We start from the raw sequence: 18,614 nt of genomic DNA on the forward strand, positions 1-18,614 counted from the left end.
TCCATCAGCTTCTCGCTGATCTCGTTGACCCTCGCCGGGTCATGGTTGTTCTTCGGTGACACCGTAGTCATTATCGGTGAAACTCCTTCTAGATGAGAGCCTCACACACAAACTTTCTGACACCCTCTTCCTGATGGTTGACAGGTCAGCCGCGACATGGTTGACACTTAGCCCAAGAAAACCACCTAGGGTGATGGTTGACACCTCAGTCGCGACATAGTTGACACCGACCAGCAACCGCGTGGCGTGAAGCCACACGGGGATCAGTCGGGACATTGTTGACAAAATGAACAGCCCCAACCGCAACCTCGCGATCGTTAAGGCCGTACGAGACCAAGGCGAACCAGCTGCCAAAGTCGCCAAACGATTCGGGATCTCCCGCCAACGCGTCTACAAAATCCTCGCCGACTTCGACGCCGGCGGGCCTGAAGCGATCGCCCCGAAATCCCGCGCACCACACACCCACCCCCAAGCCATCCCCGAAAACCTGCGTAAACACATCATCGAAATGCGCAAAGAGTTGACCAGGGCCGGTTTCGACGCAGGCCCAGACACCATCGCCTTCCACCTTCAACGACAGGGTCAGCGAGTCCCATCAACTTCCACCATCCGCCGCATCATCACCAACGCGGGCCTGGTTACCCCACAGCCCCAGAAGAAGCCACGAAGCTCCTACATCCGCTTCGAAGCCGAAATGCCCAATGAGTGCTGGCAAGCCGACATTACCCACCTTTTCCTCGCCGACGGCATTCGTGTAGAAGTCCTCGACTTCCTCGACGACCATTCCCGCTACCTGCTGTCAATTACCGCCCAGCACGCGTTTACGGGCACTGCAGTGGCAGAACAGCTCCAGCACCTCATCGACACCTATGGGCCGCCAGCATCCACGCTTACCGACAACGGACTGGTTTTTACAGCACGACTCGCCGGCCGGAAAGGAGGTCGCAACGCCTTCGAGAAAACCCTTAATCACCACCGCATTCAACAGAAAAATGGCCGACCTGGGCACCCACAGACTCAAGGCAAGATCGAACGATTCCACCAGACGCTCAAACGCTGGATCAAAGCACGACCACCAGCAGAAACAATCTCCCAGCTGCAACAACAACTCGACGAATTCGCTGGGTACTACAACGCAGAAAGGCCTCATCGAGCACTCGGACGCCGCACACCGGAACAGGCCTACACCGCCGGAGCCAAAGCTCAACCCACGGACACCCCTAATGACGAATGGCGCACCCGCAACGACATCGTCGGTGTCAACGGCAAAGTCACCATCCGCTATGCCGGAAGGCTCTACCACCTAGGCATCGGACGCGCCTACGGCGGCAAGCCCATCCTGATGGTCATCACCGACAACCACGTCACCACATCGTTAAAAGAGACCGGCGAAATCATCGCCGAGCACTACATCGACACATCCCGCAACTACCAAAAACCATACTGGCGAAAAGGCCAACCCCCACTGACCTAAAACACAAAACCGGTGCCTCGGAAAAATAAAAACCGAGGCACCGGTTTGTCCACCATGTCGCGACTGAGTTGTCAACTATGTCGCGACTGAGGACAAGCGTGTCCCCGACAGGATTCGAACCTGCGACCTTCGGTACCGGAAACCGATGCTCTCATCCACTGAGCTACGGAGACAGTGCTTCACCAGCGCACATGTGCGCGGAAAAGCAATACGGTAAAGGGTAGCACTTGGGGTGGGCGGGGGAGTAATCGGCCTGGTCGGTGGCGTCGACAAGCGAATGCGACGGAGTCCGGAATTTCCTAAGCACGTCTATGGAATGGGCCAGGGAGTTTTCACGGATTTGCAGGGGTGGTGTCGCATGATGATTGTGCGCCTTTGAGGAGGCGTGACACGGGAAACAATGACAGCAGAACGGCCGGTACCGAAAGGTACCGGCCGTTCTGTGTGTGTGGACCGCTGGAGGGCGAAGCCTTAGCGGTCCTGGCGCTCTAGTGAACGACCATCACGATCAGGTCGCGGGGGCCGTGCACGCCCTCGACGCGGACCAGTTCGATGTCGGAGGTTGCGGAGCCACCGGAAATCATGGTGGCCGGCTTCTCCGGGTCGATGCGGCTCATCATCTCCGGGACGCCGTAGACCAGCGAGTCCGGGCGGACGATGACCACGTGGCGGTCGGGCACGAGCGAGAGCGCGCGGCGGCCGCAGAGGTCGCCGGACTCGAGCACGATGGAGCCCGTTTGCGCGGAGGTGACCTGGGAGTCGGTCACTGCGGCGCCGATGTCGCCAAGCTGGCGCGGGTCGGACGCGGGGTCGTCCGCGCGGGCATCGCCGTCGAACTCAGCGAACAGGGAGGCGTCCAGGCCCGGGGCGTAGACGATGTCCTTCGCGCCGCGCTCGGCGAGGATCTTGGCGATGTTGGACGCGAGGTCCGCCTCAGACGTCTCAACGACGCTGGCCTTGTAGTCCAGCAGGCGGTCGATGAGGATCTCACGGAGCTGCTCCGGGGTGTGATCGGAGGTGGTGCGGTACTCGCGCACGGCCTCGACGTGGGACGGAGCCTCGGAGAGCTGCTGCGCATCGCGGACGCGCTTGAGGATCTCCTTCTTTGCGTCCTCGTTACGGGAGGAAACGTTCGGTGCCATGCTTACTTATCCTCTCCGGTGTTCGGGTCGACAAAGTTGGTGGCGTGCGACTCGGAGTCGCGCCCCGGGACGCCGCGCTTGCGCTCGGCGGCGAGCAGGTCGCGCGCCTCGTCCGTCTCCCACCACTGGCGGAAGGACTTCTTCGGCGGCACGGCCACGTCGCGGTACTCCGTCCATGCTGACAGCGGCGCCGGCATGGACGAGATCTCGCCCTTGAAGCCGCCGAGGATGCGGCCGAGCGCGACCATGCGCACTGCCTTGTCCCACAGCTTCGGGTTGCCCCACATGGTGCCGATGAGGCCGAAGGCCTTGGACTCCATGAACGGACGGTGCTGCTCCACCTTCTGGTGGCGCATCTCCAGCAGGATGTCCGTGATCGGGATCTTCACCGGGCAGACCTCGTTGCAGCGGCCGCACAGGGACGACGCGTACGGCAGGGAGGAGTTCGGATCATCCAGGTCCTCCATGCCGGTCAGCTGCGGGGTGAGGATGGCGCCGATCGGGCCCGGGTAGGTGGAGCCGTAGGAGTGTCCACCCGCGCGCTCGTAGACCGGGCATACGTTCAGGCAGGCGGAGCAACGGATGCACTTGAGGGCCTCGCGGCCGATTTCGTTGGACAGCGCCGCGGTGCGGCCGTTGTCCAGCAGCACGATGTGGAAGTTCTGCGGGCCGTCGCCCTCGGTCACGCCGGACCAGAGGGAGGTGTACGGGTTCATGCGCTCACCGGTGGAGGAGCGCGGCAGGAGCTGCAGGAAGACCTCCAGGTCCTGGAACTTCGGCACGAGCTTCTCAATGCCCATGACGGAGATGAGGGTCTCCGGCATGGTCAGGCACATGCGGCCGTTGCCCTCGGACTCCACGATGGAGACGGTGCCGGTCTCAGCAACACCAAAGTTCACGCCGGAGATGGCGACCTTCGCCTTCATGAACTGCTCGCGCAGGTACTGGCGGGCAGCCTCTGCCAGTTCGGCCGGGTCCGAAGTGAGGGACTCGTCCGTGTTGGGCATCTTATCGACGAAGATGTTGCGGATCTCAGCGCGGTTGCGGTGAATCGCCGGCACCAGGATGTGGGAGGGGAAGTCCTCGCCGAGCTGCACGATCAGCTCCGCAAGGTCGGTCTCCTGCGCGGTGATGCTGCGCTTTTCCAGCTCCTCGTTGAGGGCGATCTCCTGGGTGGCCATGGACTTGATCTTGACCACGTCGGTCTCGCCGGTTTCGCGGATGAGACCCTCGATGATGTCGTTGGCCTCGGCGGCGTCGCGCGCCCAGTGGATGTGGCCGCCGCGGGCGGTCACGTTGCGCTCGAACTCTTCGAGCAGCTCCGGCAGGCGCGCGCCGACGTCCTGCTTAATGGTGGAACCTGCGGTGCGCAGCTCCTGCCAGTCATCCAGCTCGTCGACAACCTCCTGGCGCTTCACGCGAATCGCGGTGGTGGCGTAGTTCAGGTTGCGGCGCTTGGTGACGTTGTCCAGCTCGTGGTGCGCAGCCTTCTGGAACTTCTCGGTGCCACGCAGGTGGTTGGGGCCAGCCGCGTGGGGCGGCATCTGGGGTTTGCCAAGTGCAACTTTCACAGCATGGTCTCCTTCGAGTAAGCGGCCGACTTGGGGGTCCACGGGTGCTCCTTGGTGGAGGCGAGGATCTCGGCCATGTGCAGGGCGCGGACGCCCGAGTGCTGGCGGCTCATTGAGCCGGCGATGTTCATGAGGCAGGAGGAGTCACCGGCGGTGACGAACTCGGCCTGGGTCTCCTTGATGTGGCGGGTCTTGTCAGAGACCATCGCGGCGGACACCTCAGACATCTTCACTGCGAAGGTGCCGCCAAAGCCGCAGCACTCCTCGCGGTTGGGCAGCTCCACCAGCTCGAGGCCCTCGACTGCGCGCAGCAGCTTGTAGGGGCGATCGCCAACTTCCAGGAAGCGGCGGGAGTGGCAGGACTCGTGGTAGGTGACGCGGTGGGGGAAGAACGCTCCGACGTCCTCGGTCCCTGCGACGTCGATGAGGAACTCGGAGAGCTCGTAGGTCTTCTTGGAGGCCTTCTTCGCGCCGTCAATCAGCGCGGAGCTGCCGTAGCGGTCGGCCAGGAAGACGTGCTGCTCGCGGACAGCGCCAGCGCAGGAGCCGGAAGGTGCGACGACGTAGTCAATGGACGGGTCGGCGAATGCGTCGACGTAAGACTCGACGATCGGGACGGCTTCCTTCTGGTATCCGGTGTTGACGTGCATCTGGCCGCAACACGTTTGACCTTCTGGGAAGACGACCTCGTAGCCCAGACGGGACAGCACAAGGGCGGTTGCCTTGTGTGCGTCCGGGAACAGAGCGTCGCCGATACAAGTAGAAAACAGTGCTACTCGCAAAGTGGACTCCTTAGAAAAATTGCTACTGCCGGTTCATCCGACAGCCGGGCGGGTGCATTATACGGCAGGTGCCAGGAAGCTGAGAATATTGGTCTGCAGGAAGACCATCACGCAGACCGCGAGCAAGAAGATAAACGAGTAGCCGACAACCTTCTTGAAGATCTCCGATTCCTTGCCCTCCATATCTACCGCTGTTGCAGCGATTGCGAGCGACTGAGGCGAAACCATTTTACCCACAACACCACCGGTGGTGTTGGCGGCGAGCATGAGATCCGGGTTGAGATTCAGCTGATCAGCCGCTGTGACTTGCAGTTTGGCAAAGAGTGCGTTGGCGGAAGTGTCGGAACCGGTGACGGCGACACCCACCCAACCCAATATGGGGGCAGCGAAGGCGAAGAACCCACCCAGGTTGGCAAAGAACTCGCCGATGGTCACCGTCTGGCCGGAGTAGTTCATCACGTAGGCGAGTGCAAGAACGAGCACGATGGTGGCGGCGGACCAGCGCATGCGGTACATGGTGTCCGTCAGCTCCTTGCCCACCTGGCCCCAGGTCAGCGAGTAGCGGCCGTTCTCGTTGAACATGATGTAGGCCAGGGCGACGATGAGGCCGGAGATGACCAGCAGGGTGCCCGGGTTGTTGAGGTAGGCGAAGGAGTAGTCGGCCTTGACGTCGGCGCCGTTGGCGTCGAGAAGCGAGCCCTGCGGCAGGCCCGGCCAGGGGAAGGTGACCTTGAAGGAGCTCAGCCACTCGGGGATGGTGGAGCCCAGGTTGGCCAGGCCGAAGATGACCACGACGACGGCGTAGGGCATGAGTGCCATCCAGATGCGGTTGCCGGGCAGCTCGACCTCGTCGGGGTTCTCCGAGCGCGGGAGCTCAAGGCGTTCGCGCATGTCGGCGATGCCCTTCGGCTGCCAGAAGCGGAGCAGCAGGAAGGCTGCGCCGAGCGCGACGATGCAGGCGACGACGTCAGTGAGCTGGTAGGCGAAGAAGTTCGAGGTGAACCACTGCGCGATACCGAAGGAGAGGCCGATGACTAGGGCTGCGGGTGCGGTCTCGCGGACGCCGCGCATGCCGTCGATAATGCCGGCGATGATGAAGGGGACGAAGAACGCCAGGAACGGGGTCTGGTGGCCGACGATGGCAGCGATGTTCTCGGTCTGCTCGAGGGTGCGGCCACCGACCTCGCCGGCGGTGGTAATCGGGATGGCGACGGCGCCGAACGCAACCGGTGCGGTGTTGGCAATCAGCACGATCGTTGCGGCGCGCAGCGGCTTGATGCCCAGGGCGAGAATCATGGTCGCGGTAATGGCGACGGGGGCGCCGAAGCCTGCGAGGGCCTCGAGCAGTCCGCCGAAGCAGAACGCGATGAGCATGGCCTGGATGCGCACGTCACCGTGGCCCATCTTGTCAAATACGAGGCGCAAATCTTCGAAGCGGCCCGAGGCGACCGTGATTTGGTAGGACCAGATCGCCGCCATGATGACAAAGACGATGGGGAGCAGGCCGAACAGGCCGCCACGGAAGGCGGAGGAGATGGCCATTCCCGCGGGCATGTTGAAGCCAAAGATGGCGACCAGCAGGGCGGCGACGAGGGCGACGAGGCCGGAGAGGTGCGCGCTGGCTTTCACGCCCAGCAGCATGATGAAGAAGGTGAGCAGAGGGATCGCCGACACCAATGCGGAAAGTCCGACGCTGCCCCCGACTGCGTCGGTGAAGACCTGGAACTGGTCCATGTTTGCGCTCCTTGGTTGGAAGGAAATGTATGAAATGCCACGCGGGGCGTTCCCCTGTGTGTGCGCCGACATTCTCACGGAATTATGACACGCGAGTAAACGTATTCGCAGGAGAATTTTGAGAAAAGTACATTCAACGCGAAACTATTCTGAGCTGGGCCGACGCCGGAGGCGGGGGTATAAAAGGCGGCCAGACGGGGGAGGAGGTACCACCATGCGAACCGGGAAACGTGGTGCGCACGCGGGCCATGGAGAGAATGCGGTAGGGGTGAATTAGACTTGCACCCCATGACGCCAGCAGACCTTTCTCAGCTCATCAGGACGACGACCGTTTCCGTGCTCACGCAGCACGACCTCGACGCATCCGTAGTGCCGGACAACGTCACCGTGGAGCGCCCGCGCAACCCGGAGCACGGCGACTACGCCACCAACATCGCGCTGCAGGTGGCCAAGAAGGCGGGGACCAACCCGCGCGAGCTCGCCACCTGGCTGGCCGAGGCGCTGTCGTCGGACGATGCAGTGGACACCGCCGAGGTCGCGGGCCCCGGGTTCCTCAACCTGCGCCTGGCATCCGCCGCGCAGGGGCGCCTGGTTGGCCAGATCCTGGACGCGGGAGAGGGCTTCGGTGGCTCGACTCTGTACGCAGGCGAGAAGATCAACCTTGAGTTCGTCTCTGCAAACCCGACCGGCCCGATCCACCTGGGCGGCACCCGCTGGGCTGCCGTGGGTGACTCGCTGGGGCGCGTGCTGGAGGCTTCCGGCGCCGAGGTGACCCGCGAGTACTACTTCAACGACCACGGCGGGCAGATCGACCGTTTTGCCCGCTCACTCGTGGCCGCGGCGAAGGGGGAGCCGACCCCCGAGGACGGTTACGGCGGGGACTACATCAAGGAGATTGCGGGCGCTGTCGTCGATAAGCATGCCGATGCACTCGACGGCGATGACGCGCAGGTGCAGGAAAACTTCCGCGCGGCTGGCGTGGAGATGATGTTTGCGCAGATCAAGGAGTCGCTGCACGAGTTTGGCGTGGACTTCGACGTGTTCTTCCACGAGAATTCACTGTTCGAGTCGGGCGCGGTGGACAAGGCGATCCAGACGCTGAAGGACAACGGCAACCTCTACGAGGCTGAGGGGGCCTGGTGGCTGCGCTCGAGCGACTTCGGCGACGACAAGGACCGCGTGGTGCTGAAGTCCGACGGCAACGCCGCCTACATTGCGGGCGATATTGCCTACGTGGCGGATAAGTTTGATCGCGGCCACGACCTGGCCATCTACATGCTCGGCGCGGACCACCACGGCTACATCGCGCGACTGCGGGCCGCAGCGCAGGCGCTGGGCTACAACCCGGAGGCCGTCGAGGTGCTCATTGGCCAGATGGTGAACCTGGTGCGCGACGGCAAGCCGGTGAAGATGTCCAAGCGCGCGGGCACGATCATCACGCTGGATGATCTTGTGGACGCCATCGGTGTGGACGGCGCGCGCTACTCGCTGGTCCGCTCCTCCGTCGACTCCAGCGTGGACATCGATCTGGACTTGTGGACGAAGCAGTCCAGCGACAACCCGGTCTACTACGTGCAATACGGCCACGCGCGCCTGTGCTCGCTGGCACGCAACGCGCAGGACGCCGGCGTGAGCGCCGAGGGCGCGGACTTCGCGCTGCTCACGCACGAGAAGGAGGGTGACCTGATCCGCACGCTCGGCGAGTTCCCGGCAGTGGTTAAGGCCGCCGCTGAGCTGCGCGAGCCGCACCGCATCGCCCGCTACGCCGAGGAGCTGGCGAGCTCCTTCCACAAGTTCTACGACTCCTGCCAGGTCCTGCCGAAGTCCGGCGAGGACACCGCCCCGATCCACGGCGCGCGCTTCGCGCTATCTATGGCCACCCGCCAGGTGCTGGCAAACGCGCTGCGCATGGTCGGCGTGTCCGCCCCGGAGCGGATGTAGGGGGACTGGCGCACCATGGATAATGCTGTAGAAACCCCGTCTGCGCAGCAGTTTAATGAGCTCCCCGCGCACGTCTGGCCCCGCAACGCGGCGCGCCAGGAGGATGGCGTGATCACCATCGCGGGTGTGCCGCTGCCCGAGATCGCCGCGGAGTACGGCACGCCCGTCATGGTGGTGGACGAGGACGATTTCCGTTCGCGGTGCCGCGACATGGCAGAGGCGTTCGGCTCCGCCCGCAACGTGCACTACGCGTCGAAGGCGTTTTTGACCCGCCACATCGCCCGCTGGGTCGACGAAGAAGGCCTGGCCCTTGACGTAGCGAGCGAGAACGAGCTGCGCATCGCGTTGGCCGCCGATTTCCCGCCGGAGCGGATCACGGTCCACGGCAACAACAAGTCCGCCAGCTTCCTGCGCCTGTGCCTGGACGCCGGCGTGGGCCACGTGGTGATCGACTCCCGCCAGGAACTCACCGAACTCGCGGCGCTGGCGGAAGAGTGTGGCAAGGTGCAGGACGTCTTCGTCCGCGCCAAGCCGGGCGTGGACGCGCACACGCATGAGTTCATCGCCACCAGCCATGAGGACCAGAAGTTCGGCCTGTCGCTTGCCTCCGGTTCGGCGTACGAGGCCGCGGTCGCCGCGATCCGCTCGCCGCACCTGGAGCTCACCGGCTTGCACTGCCACGTCGGTTCCCAGGTCTTCGACGCGGAGGGCTTCAAGCTTGCCGCCCAGCGCGTCCTTGGCCTCTACGCCCAGATTTGGAAGGAACAGGGCGTCGCGCTCAAGTTCCTCGACCTGGGCGGCGGCTACGGCATTGCGTACATGAACGGCGAAGAGCCGCTGGACGTCGAGGCGGTGGCGAAGGACCTCCTGCGCGAGGTCCAGCACGTCGCCGACGACCTGAGCATCGAGGCCCCCACGGTGGTGGTTGAGCCCGGCCGCGCCATCGCGGGCCCGTCCACGGTGACGGTGTACCGCGCCGGCATCGTCAAGGACGTCCACACCTCGTACACCGCAATGCGCCGCTACATCGCGGTCGACGGCGGCATGAGCGATAACATCAGGCCAGCGCTCTACGCATCGCTTTACGACGCCCGCGTGGCCAACCGCTTCACCGAGGGCACCCCAGTGCCGACGCGCCTGGTCGGCTCGCATTGCGAGTCTGGCGACATCCTGGTGGAAAACGTCGCGTGGCCCGACGACATTGCGTCCGACGACCTTATCGCCATCGCGGCGACGGGCGCGTACTGCTACTCCATGAGCTCGAACTACAACTCCTTCGGGCGCCCGGCCGTGGTTGCCGTGCGCGCGGGGCAGGTAAAACCCATGGTCAGGCGCGAAACGGTCGAGGACATTTTGGCCCGCGAATATTAACACCGGTACCCGGCCCCGAAAAAGTAGACCAAGCGGTACACTGTGCCGGGTACGCAGACCCGTTACTTGAGGAGAGGGAACACGCATGACCGTCGCAAGCGCCGAAGGCCACAACGGCAACTACCCGGGCAAGGGGATTGGGCACGCCGTGGGCGTGGCCGTGCTGGGCAAGGGCACCGTGGGCACCGAGGTGCTGCGCCTGCTCAAGGAGTTTTCTGACAGCCTGGAGCAGCGCGTCGGCGGTCCGCTCGAGGTCCGCGGCGTCGCCGTGTCCAACCTGGACAAGCACAAGGACGCACCGGAAGTCCAGGGCGTGTACCTGACCGATGATGCCTCGGAGCTGGTCACGCGCGACGACATCGACGTCGTCGTGGAGCTGATCGGTGGCATCGATTACCCGCGCGAGCTGGTGCTCAAAGCGCTGCACGCGGGGAAGTCCGTCGTGACCGCTAACAAGGCGCTGGTGGCGGCGCACGGCTCCGAGCTGGCGGACGCCGCCAACGAGGCCGGCGTGGACCTCTACTACGAGGCGGCCGTCGCTGCGGCCATCCCCGTGGTTGGCATGCTGCGCCGCTCGCTGGCGGGCGACAAGGTGGAGCGGATCTCCGGCATCGTCAACGGCACCACCAACTTCATCCTGGACGCGATGGCGTCAACTGGCGCGAGCTACGAGGACGCCCTGGCGGAGGCGACCCGTCTGGGCTACGCCGAGGCCGACCCGACCGCGGATGTGGAGGGCCACGACGCGGCGTCGAAAGCCGCGATCCTTGCGTCCATGGGCTTCCACACCCGCGTGACCTTTGATGATGTGTACTGCGAGGGGATCTCCAAGATCACTGCGGATGACATCGCGGCGGCGAAGAAGTCGAACCAGACGATCAAGCTGCTGGCCATCTGCGAGCGGCTGTACGACGACGCGGGCAACACCACCGCCGTCAACGCCCGTGTCCACCCGACCCTGGTGCCCAACGAGCACCCGCTGGCCACGGTGGATAAGTCCTACAACGCCATCTTCGTGGAGGCGGAGGCGGCCGGGCGCCTCATGTTCTACGGCAACGGCGCCGGCGGTGCGCCCACGGCGTCGGCGGTGCTCGGCGACCTGGTCGGCGCCGCCCGCAACAAGGTGCACGGCGGCCGCGCCCCCGCGGAGAACCCCTACGCCGACTACGACGTCGTGGCCTTCGATGAGGTCCCCACGCGCTACCACATCAACATGACGGTCTCCGACCGCGTCGGCGTGCTGGCCGACCTCGCTCGGCACTTTGCCGACGACGGCGTCTCGCTCTCCGCGGTGCGCCAGGAAGAGTCCGGGAACGAGGCCCACCTCATCGTGGTCACCCACAAGGCGTTGGAGAAGGACCTGCGCGCGATTGTGCAGCGGCTTTCTGAGCATGACGCCGTCCAGGCGGTTAACTCCGTCATCCGTCTCGACTCCTAAGGGAGGAAAGGAACGCAATGCCCACCGACCTGCAAGTAGGCCTCAAGGCCACCGTGACCGTCCCGGGTTCCTCCGCGAACCTGGGCCCGGGGTTTGACACCCTGGGCATCGCCGTGAGCATCTACGACACGGTGGAGGTCGAGGTCACCGCGTCCGGGCTGGACGTACAGATCTTTGGCGAGGGCGCCGACGAGCTGCCGCGTGACAACTCCCACCTGGTGGTCAAAGCGATCCGCTCCGGGCTCAAGGCGGCTGACGTCGAGGCGCCGGGGCTGAAAGTGACCTGCAACAACAACATCCCGCAGTCGCGCGGCCTCGGGTCCTCCGCGGCCGCCGCGGTAGCGGGCGTTGTCGCCGCGAACACACTCGCGGGCGGTCCGCTGAGCACCGACGAAATCGTCCAACTGTCCAGCGAATTCGAGGGGCACCCCGACAACGCCGGTGCGTCCGTACTCGGCGCGGCAGTCGTGTCCTGGACGGAAATCCCGGTGGACGGGCGCTCACTGCCCGAGTACCGGGCTGTGGGCGTAGACGTGGACCCGCGGATCCGGGCGTACGCACTGGTCCCGGACTTCCACGCCTCCACCAACGCGGTGCGCAAGGTGCTGCCCAGCCACGTCACGCACACGGACGCGCGCTTCAACGTGTCGCGCACCGCGGTGATGACGGTAGCGATTCAGAACCACCCGGAGCTGCTCTGGGAGGGCACCCGCGACCGCCTGCACCAGCCGTACCGGTCCGACGTACTCCCGGTGACGGCGGAGTGGGTCAACCGCCTGCGCAACCGCGGCTACGCCGCGTACCTGTCCGGCGCCGGCCCGACCGCGATGGTGCTGTGCACCGAGCCCGTCGACGAGGCGATCCTGGACGAGGCCCGCGCCGCCGGCCTGCGCGTGCTGGACCTCGAGGTCGCCGGCCCGGTCAAAGCCGAGCTGACGAGCGACTAGGGGCGAGCGCCTAGCGCCCCAGGCCGTCCATCCCGCCGCGTAGGCTTGCCACCCCGCGCACGCCCCGGGCCTCGAGCGCGGCGACCGCCCGCGCGGAGCGGGCGCCCGAGGCACAGATGAGCACCCCGCCGCCTGCTAACTCCGGCGGGGTGTAGCCGTCGAGGACCTTGCCCAGCGGCACGTTGATCGCGTCCCGGATGTGGTGGGTGGCGTATTCGGCGGGCTCGCGGACGTCGATAAGCACTGCCCCCGGCGATATACTGCCTACTTCCGTGGGCCCGTGCGGTGGGTCAAGCTCGCGGACGCGCTCGGTCACGGCTGGGTCCGCGTTGAGCGGGACGTATTCCCAGGTGCCGGCGAGGCCGTCGAAGTAGCCGAGCGTGCCCACGAGCGGCGTGCCGATACCGGTGGCGAGCTTGAGCGCCTCCATCGCCATCGCGGAGCCGACGATGCCGACGAGCGGCCCAAGCACGCCCGCCTGCGAGCACGACGGGACCGAGCCGGGCGGCGGCGGGGCGGGGAAGAGGTCCTCGTAGACGGGGCCGTGGCCGGCCCAGAAGACGGAGAGCTGCGCCTCGACACCGAGGATGGAGCCCCAGATGTGCGGGATGCCCAGGCGTGCCGCCGCGTGAGAGATGACGTGGCGGGTGTCAAAGTTGTCGGAGCCGTCGAGGACCATGTCTGCGCTGGCGAGCTGCGCCACGGCGTTGTCCCATGTCAGGCGCGTGCGGACCGGGTCGACCTCCGTGTCGGGGTTGAGGGCTTCGAGCGCGTCCATGGCGGAGAGCACTTTGGCGTCGCCGACGGTGCCGGTGGTGTGGATGACTTGGCGGTGCAGGTTGGAGAGGGCGACCGCGTCGTCGTCGATAAGCACGATGCTCCCGACGCCCGCGCCCGCGAGGTAGAGGAGGGCGGGGGAGCCGAGGCCGCCCGCGCCGACGACGGCGATGCGCGCGCCGCGGAGTTTCTGCTGGGCGGCCTCGCCGATGAGCGCGGTTTGGCGCACGTAGCGGCTATCCATCAATGCCCACCCACTGGGTCTCGCCGCTGGCCATGACCTGCCGTTTCCAGATCGGCACCTCGGACTTGACGCGGTCGGCGGTTGTCTCGCACGCGTCGAAGGCGTCGCCGCGGTGCGCGCTGGCGGCGAGGACGAGGAAGGCGAGCTTGCCGATGGGCACCTCGCCCGTGCGGTGCGCGGTGAAGAGGCGGACGGGGTGGGCGGCCGCGACCTCCGCGGCGACGCGCCGCAGCTCATCGGTGGCGCTGGGGTGCGCCTCGTAGGCGAGGGTACGGACGCGTTGGCCGCCGTCGTGGTCGCGGACAATCCCGTCGAAGCGGACGAGCGCGCCCATCGCGTCGGTGAGTGTGTCGGTGGTGGCCTGCTGTGCGAGCAGTTCGAGCGGTTGGTCCGTGACGACGGCGCCGATGACCTGGCCGGTCTGCGCGGCGACGTAGTCGGGGTCGGGGCGGCTAGTGTGCATGGTTGCCTTCCAGCTGGTCGAGGAGGTGGGGCAGGATCGGGGCGAGCACCGCGCAGCCGTCCTGCACGCCGCCGCGCGACCCGGGCAGCGCCATGATGAAGGTGCCGCGCTGGGTGATGCCGGCGACGGTGCGCGAGAGGATAGCGGTCGGGGTGGAGGCGAGACCTTGATGGTAGAAGGCGTGCGCGATCCCCGGGAGCTCGCGGTCCACGTGCGCGGCGACGGCCTCGACCGTGCGGTCGTCGGGGCTGACGCCGGTACCGCCGGAGGTGAGGACGACGCTGGGCCGGCGGGCGATGGCGTCGCGCACAGCGGCGTCGATGTCGGCGTCCGCCACCACGGTGGCGTCCGGGGTGCGCAGGTCCATTCCGCGCAGGAACTCGACCGCGATCGGCCCGGATTTATCCTGGTAGATGCCTTGCGACGCCCGCGTGGACGCGACGATGACCTCTGCGTTTCTCATAGCGTCCCCATCGTACCGCCGGGCGCTACAGCGGGTACGCGGCGGCGAGCTCGCCGGCCCGCAGTGTGGCACCCGCGGGAATCCGGATGAGGTGCGTTGCCTGCGCCCCCTGCGCGAGGAGGTGTGAGCCGGGGCCGCCGATCGGCCGAATCGCCCCGTGCTTGACCGCGCCACGCAAAAACTGCTCCTTGTCCTCCAACCCCGCGACGTCGCAAGCAAGCGGCGCCAGAATCGGCTCGGGCGCGTGCCCGAGCAGCGGCGCGACGTAGGTACGGAAGCTGACCAGCGTGGAGATCGGGTTGCCGGGCAGGCTGATCACGGGCGTCTCGGCGAAGCGGCTGAGCCCTTGCGGGCCTCCCGGTTGCTGGGCCACGTGCCCGTACCAGCCCTGGCGGAAGATTTGGCGGACCACCTCGAACTTGCCGTGGCTGATCCCGCCGGAGGTGACCACTGCGTCCGGCGCGTGCTCCGCGATTGCATCCCGCACCTGCGCCTCCAGCTCGTCCGGGTCATCGCTGGTGCGCACGTGCGCTGCAACCGCGATGCCGTACCGCGACGCCAACGCCCGCAGCATCGGCCCGTTGGCGTCGGGGATCGTCGCGGGGCCGGTAGGCCTTGCGGTGACTTCGGCGCCCCCGGTCACGATGACAATCCGCGCCGCCCGCACGACCTCGACCTCGCTGATGCCCTGGCTTGCCAGCGCGCCGACGAGCGCCGGGGTAACCGGCGCGCCCGCCGGAGCGAGCTCTTCGCCCGCCGCAATGTCGGAGCCCGCCCGCCGCACGAAGGCGCCTTCTTCCGTTGCCGGCAGGCGCACGCGTTCGCCCTCGCCGACGAACTTGGCCGGGGCGCACGCCTCCACAGGCACGACCGCCCGCGTCCCGCTCGGCAGCTTGGCCCCCGTCATCACCGGCGCCGCCAGCGCGCCCAGCCCCACCGGGTACGCGGTGTCCGGGTCCGCGCCCGCAGCAACGGTGGGGCCGACTACCGCCTCGCGAGCGCCCACCTCACCCACCGCGTACCCATCCATCTGCGAGTTTGTAAAGGGCGGTTGCTGGCGCAGCGTCATGACGGCGCCGGCAAGCGACGCCCCGCGCGCGGCAGCGTCAAGCGGCGTGGTCAGCTCGGTGCGGCGTTCACCGAGCGCCTCCGCAATCGCGGCGAAATGCGTTTCGGGGGTTCGGCTCATGGGGCCATCGTACGGCGCAGCACGCAGGTATCGTGTGAGCATGCAGATCCACTACTTCGCCGCCGCCCGCGCGGCCACCGGCACGCCGTGCGAGGACGTCGGCGAGTTCTCAACGCTCGAGCAGTTGCTTATCGACGCCACGTCGCGCCACACCGGCACCACCGATTCCGGCCAGACGCTCGCGGACATCGTGGCGCGCTGCACGTTCCTCGTCGACGGCACCCGGTCGGATCCTTCCACGCCGCTGGCCGGCGCGTCGCGCGTCGACGTGCTTCCGCCGTTCGCGGGTGGGTAGTGAAGTTTTTCCGCACGTGCGGAAAAACTTCACCCGTGTTCCGCCGGGATGAGCCTGACCTTCCGCACGTCTAACGCGCAGGTCACCTGCGTTCCGGGCGCGAGGTCCTGGCGCAGCACCGCGTCGCGGTCCACGAGCAGCGAGACGTAGTGCTCGGTGTGCTCGGTGTGCTCGGCGTCCCCGCCCACGGCCAGCTCGACGGCGGCGCCGCCTCCTGGCAGCAGGTCGACCGCGCTGACGCGCCCGCGGAGCAGGTGGGAGCCCGCGGGCTGTGGGGTGCGAATCACAGAGAGCGCGTCCGGGGGGAAGGAGGCGCGGAGGGGGCGGGGCACGGTGGTGTCGGTAAGCGGTGGCCCCTCGAGCAGGCTGAGGTCCGCGAGCAGGTTCATGCCCAGTAGGCGTGCGGAAAATGCGGTGGCGGGGGCGGCGAGCTCGTCGGCGGCGGGGCGCAGGCTGACGACGCTGCCGCTGCGCATGACGGCGACGTGGTCCGCAAGCGTCGCGACGTCGATGGCGTCGTGCGTGACCACGATCGTGGTGCGTTCGCGGGCCGTGGCCTGCAGCAGGCGGCGCCACTGGGCGGTGGTGGCGGCGTCGATGGCGGCGAGCGGTTCGTCGAGGATGAGCACGCGGGGGCGGGCAGCGAGGGCGCGGACCAGCGCGACCTGGGCGGCCTGCCCGCCGGACAGCGCGGGGACGGGGACATCTGCCAGCGATGCGAGCCCGGCCGCGCGCAGCAGCTGCTCGGCGCTGCGGGTGACCATAGCGAGCGCGGTGCGCGGTGTCGCGGTCGGCGGCAGTGCGGGGTCTTGCGTGAGCAGCACGACGCCCCGGTGCTTTGCAACGCCCCTGGCCAGCGTCGTCTTCCCCGCGCCATTCGGCCCGATGAGCGCCGTTGTTGCGTTGGCGGGGAAGCGGGTGGCGCCGGCACGGACTTCCTCGCCGCTCGCGGCGGGGCGGGTCAGCTGACTGAGTTTCGCGGCGTCGATCGTGCCGGTTTCCCGCGGTTGTTCCGCGGGCCGGTGTCGGCCGCGCCACTGCGCGAGCGCGGCTGGCAGGGCGGTTGTCACAAGCGCGAGGACCGCGAACCCCACCAGAATGGCGGAAAGCCCGTAGGCGAGTGACTGGTCGACCTCGCGCGCCAGGTAGATCCCCAGCGGCATGGTTCGTGTGGTGCCAGGCATGGAGCCGGCAAAGGTGAGGGTGGTGCCGAACTCGCCCAGCGAGCGGGCGAATGCGAGCCCAGCGGCGGTGACGAGAGCCGGGGCGATGGCGGGCAGGATAATCCGGCGAACGATCCGTCCCGGCGGGATCCCGACCGCCTCCGCGGAAGCGGCCACCTCCGGCCCCAGCTGGCGCAGCGCGGAATCGAGTGTGATGACCACGAAGGGCAGGGCAACGTACACGTGAGCGGCGACAACGCCGGGGAAGGCGAAGGCGAATTGCCAGTGCAGCGCGTCGAGGAGCGGGGCGGCGAGGCCCCGCCTGCCGATGAGCGCCGAGAGCGCAAGGCCCGCGACCACCGGCGGCATTGCCAGTGGCAGGAGGACGAGGAGCCGCGCCAGCGATGACCCGCGGCGGACCCGCTGGAGCCACAGCGCCAGCGGCGTGCCGAGCGCGACCGCGATGACCGTGGCAAGCGTGGCCGACGCAACCGTTACCCGCAGCAGTTCGTGCGTTTCCGGTGTCCGGAGCACGGCGCCGAGGTCGGTCCACGGCACGCGCGCTCCGAGCGCAAACACGGGCAGGACGATGAGCGCGAGCGTGATCGCCGCCAGCGCCGAAACAACTGGCGGGGTAGGGGTCGGTCGAGCGCGCATCATGCTGCCGGGGTGAAGCCGGACTGCTCCCACATCTCGCGCGCCTGCGGGCTGTGGAGTCGGTGCACCAGTTCGCCCGCCTCGCCCGGGTGCTCGGAGCTCGTGACGACGCCCGCGACCAGGGAGTTCGGGAACTCGGCGGCGTGCGGAATGTCGACGGTGTCCACGTCGCCGCCCGCCGCAGCCGCGTCGGTGCGGTACACGAACGCGGCGTCGGCTTCGCCCGAGACCACCTTGCCCAGCGTGTCTGCCACGTTGTGCTCCAACGAGACGGGGTGAACGTCGAGCGAGTTGGCGCGGAGAAGCTGCTGCGACACCGCGCCGCAGGGGACCTGGGCGTCGCACATGACAAAGTTCACGTCGTCGCGCTCCAGGTCATCGGCGCTGCGCACGCCCGCCGGGTTTCCCTTCGGAACTACGAGCACCATCGAATTCGTCGCCACGACCTCGGGGTCGCGCGCCACGCCCGCGCGCACCGCGTCGTCCATGTTTTTCTGGTCGGCGGTGATGAGCACGTCTCCGGGTGCGCCCTCGCGCAGCTGCTGCACGAGGGTGGAGGAGCCTGCGTTGTTGAAGGTGAGTGGGGCGTCGATAAGCGTGCGCATCTCGTCGTTGAGGACTCTTGTCGACGCCGCGCCGAGGACGACCACTGCCTCGCTGCCGCCGGGAACGGGGTCGCTTGCGCACGAGGCGAGGAGGGATGCGAGCGCGGTCGCGGCGATGGCGGCGTGAACGGCGCGCACGGCGGCTCCTTTGTGGCGGCGAGTTGTACGGAGAGAATCTACCACGCAGGGGTGGGCGCAACGGCGCGGTGCGATGGGCCGGTTTTTCCGCACAGGCGGAAAACCGAATGCATGTGTGTGCGTAAATGTGGCGGGTCTGAAGGGGAGAATGTTCGGCCGGAGTATGCGCCTTTACCTGCTATGTTCGAAATGTTCTGACTCCGTGTTCGGTGGGGGTGTT

At 66.9% G+C, this 18,614-nt stretch carries 16 protein-coding genes and 1 tRNA gene; 6 read left to right on the forward strand and 11 right to left on the reverse strand.

The window, feature by feature from the left end; genetic code table 11:
* The first annotated feature begins 286 nt into the window (after window positions 1-286).
* The gene (locus tag OVO38_RS07140; RefSeq protein WP_267208089.1) at window positions 287-1,474 is read left to right on the forward strand and encodes an IS481 family transposase; all 1,188 of its coding nucleotides are present in this window, start codon (window positions 287-289) and stop codon (window positions 1,472-1,474) included.
* 99 nt (window positions 1,475-1,573) lie between these two features.
* On the opposite strand, the gene OVO38_RS07145 is transcribed toward OVO38_RS07140, so the two are convergent.
* The 5 genes from OVO38_RS07145 to OVO38_RS07165 all read right to left on the reverse strand — a co-directional run bounded on the left by OVO38_RS07145 (window position 1,574) and on the right by OVO38_RS07165 (window position 6,703).
* A tRNA-Arg gene (locus OVO38_RS07145) sits at window positions 1,574-1,647 on the reverse strand.
* 315 nt (window positions 1,648-1,962) lie between these two features.
* Complete coding sequence (locus OVO38_RS07150) at window positions 1,963-2,616, reverse strand: LutC/YkgG family protein (RefSeq protein ID WP_267208091.1); 654 nt, start codon at window positions 2,614-2,616, stop codon at window positions 1,963-1,965.
* Window positions 2,617-2,618: 2 nt separating this feature from the next.
* Window positions 2,619-4,187, reverse strand: a complete 1,569-nt coding sequence (locus OVO38_RS07155) for a LutB/LldF family L-lactate oxidation iron-sulfur protein (RefSeq protein WP_267208092.1) — start codon at window positions 4,185-4,187, stop codon at window positions 2,619-2,621.
* A complete protein-coding gene (locus tag OVO38_RS07160) occupies window positions 4,184-4,969 on the reverse strand; it encodes a (Fe-S)-binding protein (RefSeq protein WP_095535074.1) in 786 nt (261 codons plus the stop codon). Before OVO38_RS07160 ends, OVO38_RS07155 begins: the two co-directional genes overlap by 4 nt.
* A gap of 57 nt (window positions 4,970-5,026) precedes the next feature.
* Window positions 5,027-6,703: an L-lactate permease gene (locus OVO38_RS07165; protein ID WP_267208093.1), complete on the reverse strand. Its 1,677-nt coding sequence runs from the start codon at window positions 6,701-6,703 to the stop codon at window positions 5,027-5,029.
* A 288-nt stretch (window positions 6,704-6,991) separates the two neighbouring features.
* On the opposite strand from OVO38_RS07165, the gene argS reads away from it, so the two are divergent.
* The 4 genes from argS (at window position 6,992) to thrB (ending at window position 12,400) form a co-directional block, all read left to right on the forward strand.
* Window positions 6,992-8,644, forward strand: a complete 1,653-nt coding sequence (argS, locus tag OVO38_RS07170; protein ID WP_095535072.1) for an arginine--tRNA ligase — start codon at window positions 6,992-6,994, stop codon at window positions 8,642-8,644.
* A gap of 15 nt (window positions 8,645-8,659) precedes the next feature.
* The gene (gene lysA / locus OVO38_RS07175) at window positions 8,660-10,015 is read left to right on the forward strand and encodes a diaminopimelate decarboxylase (protein WP_267208094.1); all 1,356 of its coding nucleotides are present in this window, start codon (window positions 8,660-8,662) and stop codon (window positions 10,013-10,015) included.
* Window positions 10,016-10,100: 85 nt separating this feature from the next.
* Window positions 10,101-11,453 (forward strand): homoserine dehydrogenase, encoded by a 1,353-nt coding sequence (locus OVO38_RS07180; protein WP_267208095.1) that lies wholly within the window; start codon window positions 10,101-10,103, stop codon window positions 11,451-11,453.
* Between the two features lie 17 nt (window positions 11,454-11,470).
* A complete protein-coding gene (gene thrB / locus OVO38_RS07185) occupies window positions 11,471-12,400 on the forward strand; it encodes a homoserine kinase (protein WP_095275963.1) in 930 nt (309 codons plus the stop codon).
* A 10-nt stretch (window positions 12,401-12,410) separates the two neighbouring features.
* Here the strand turns inward: thrB and OVO38_RS07190 are convergent, their stop codons facing one another.
* From OVO38_RS07190 to OVO38_RS07205, 4 genes are read right to left on the reverse strand one after another with little or no spacing between them, the layout of a single operon-like run.
* Window positions 12,411-13,421 (reverse strand): ThiF family adenylyltransferase, encoded by a 1,011-nt coding sequence (locus tag OVO38_RS07190; protein ID WP_267208096.1) that lies wholly within the window; start codon window positions 13,419-13,421, stop codon window positions 12,411-12,413.
* Window positions 13,414-13,884 (reverse strand): molybdenum cofactor biosynthesis protein MoaE, encoded by a 471-nt coding sequence (locus tag OVO38_RS07195; protein WP_239216901.1) that lies wholly within the window; start codon window positions 13,882-13,884, stop codon window positions 13,414-13,416. The genes OVO38_RS07190 and OVO38_RS07195 overlap by 8 nt, the downstream gene beginning before the upstream one ends.
* Entirely contained in the window at window positions 13,874-14,347 is a 474-nt protein-coding gene (locus OVO38_RS07200; protein ID WP_267208098.1) for a MogA/MoaB family molybdenum cofactor biosynthesis protein, read from the reverse strand. The genes OVO38_RS07195 and OVO38_RS07200 overlap by 11 nt, the downstream gene beginning before the upstream one ends.
* Window positions 14,348-14,372: 25 nt before the next feature.
* Window positions 14,373-15,536, reverse strand: coding sequence for a molybdopterin molybdotransferase MoeA (locus OVO38_RS07205; RefSeq protein WP_267208099.1), 1,164 nt, complete (start codon window positions 15,534-15,536; stop codon window positions 14,373-14,375).
* A 40-nt stretch (window positions 15,537-15,576) separates the two neighbouring features.
* Between OVO38_RS07205 and OVO38_RS07210 the strand changes: the two genes are divergently transcribed.
* Window positions 15,577-15,831, forward strand: a complete 255-nt coding sequence (locus OVO38_RS07210; RefSeq protein WP_095275974.1) for a MoaD/ThiS family protein — start codon at window positions 15,577-15,579, stop codon at window positions 15,829-15,831.
* Window positions 15,832-15,860: 29 nt separating this feature from the next.
* Here OVO38_RS07210 and OVO38_RS07215 read toward each other — a convergent pair whose 3' ends face one another.
* Window positions 15,861-17,654 carry an ATP-binding cassette domain-containing protein gene (locus tag OVO38_RS07215; protein WP_267208100.1) on the reverse strand — a complete coding sequence of 598 codons (1,794 nt, stop codon included), beginning with the start codon at window positions 17,652-17,654 and terminating at the stop codon, window positions 15,861-15,863.
* Window positions 17,651-18,394, reverse strand: a complete 744-nt coding sequence (modA, locus tag OVO38_RS07220) for a molybdate ABC transporter substrate-binding protein (RefSeq protein ID WP_267208101.1) — start codon at window positions 18,392-18,394, stop codon at window positions 17,651-17,653. Before modA ends, OVO38_RS07215 begins: the two co-directional genes overlap by 4 nt.
* Between the last annotated feature and the right edge of the window lie 220 nt (window positions 18,395-18,614).

Source organism: Corynebacterium sp. Marseille-P8863, from assembly GCF_946902955.1.
In the GTDB taxonomy this organism is placed as follows: domain Bacteria; phylum Actinomycetota; class Actinomycetes; order Mycobacteriales; family Mycobacteriaceae; genus Corynebacterium; species Corynebacterium gottingense.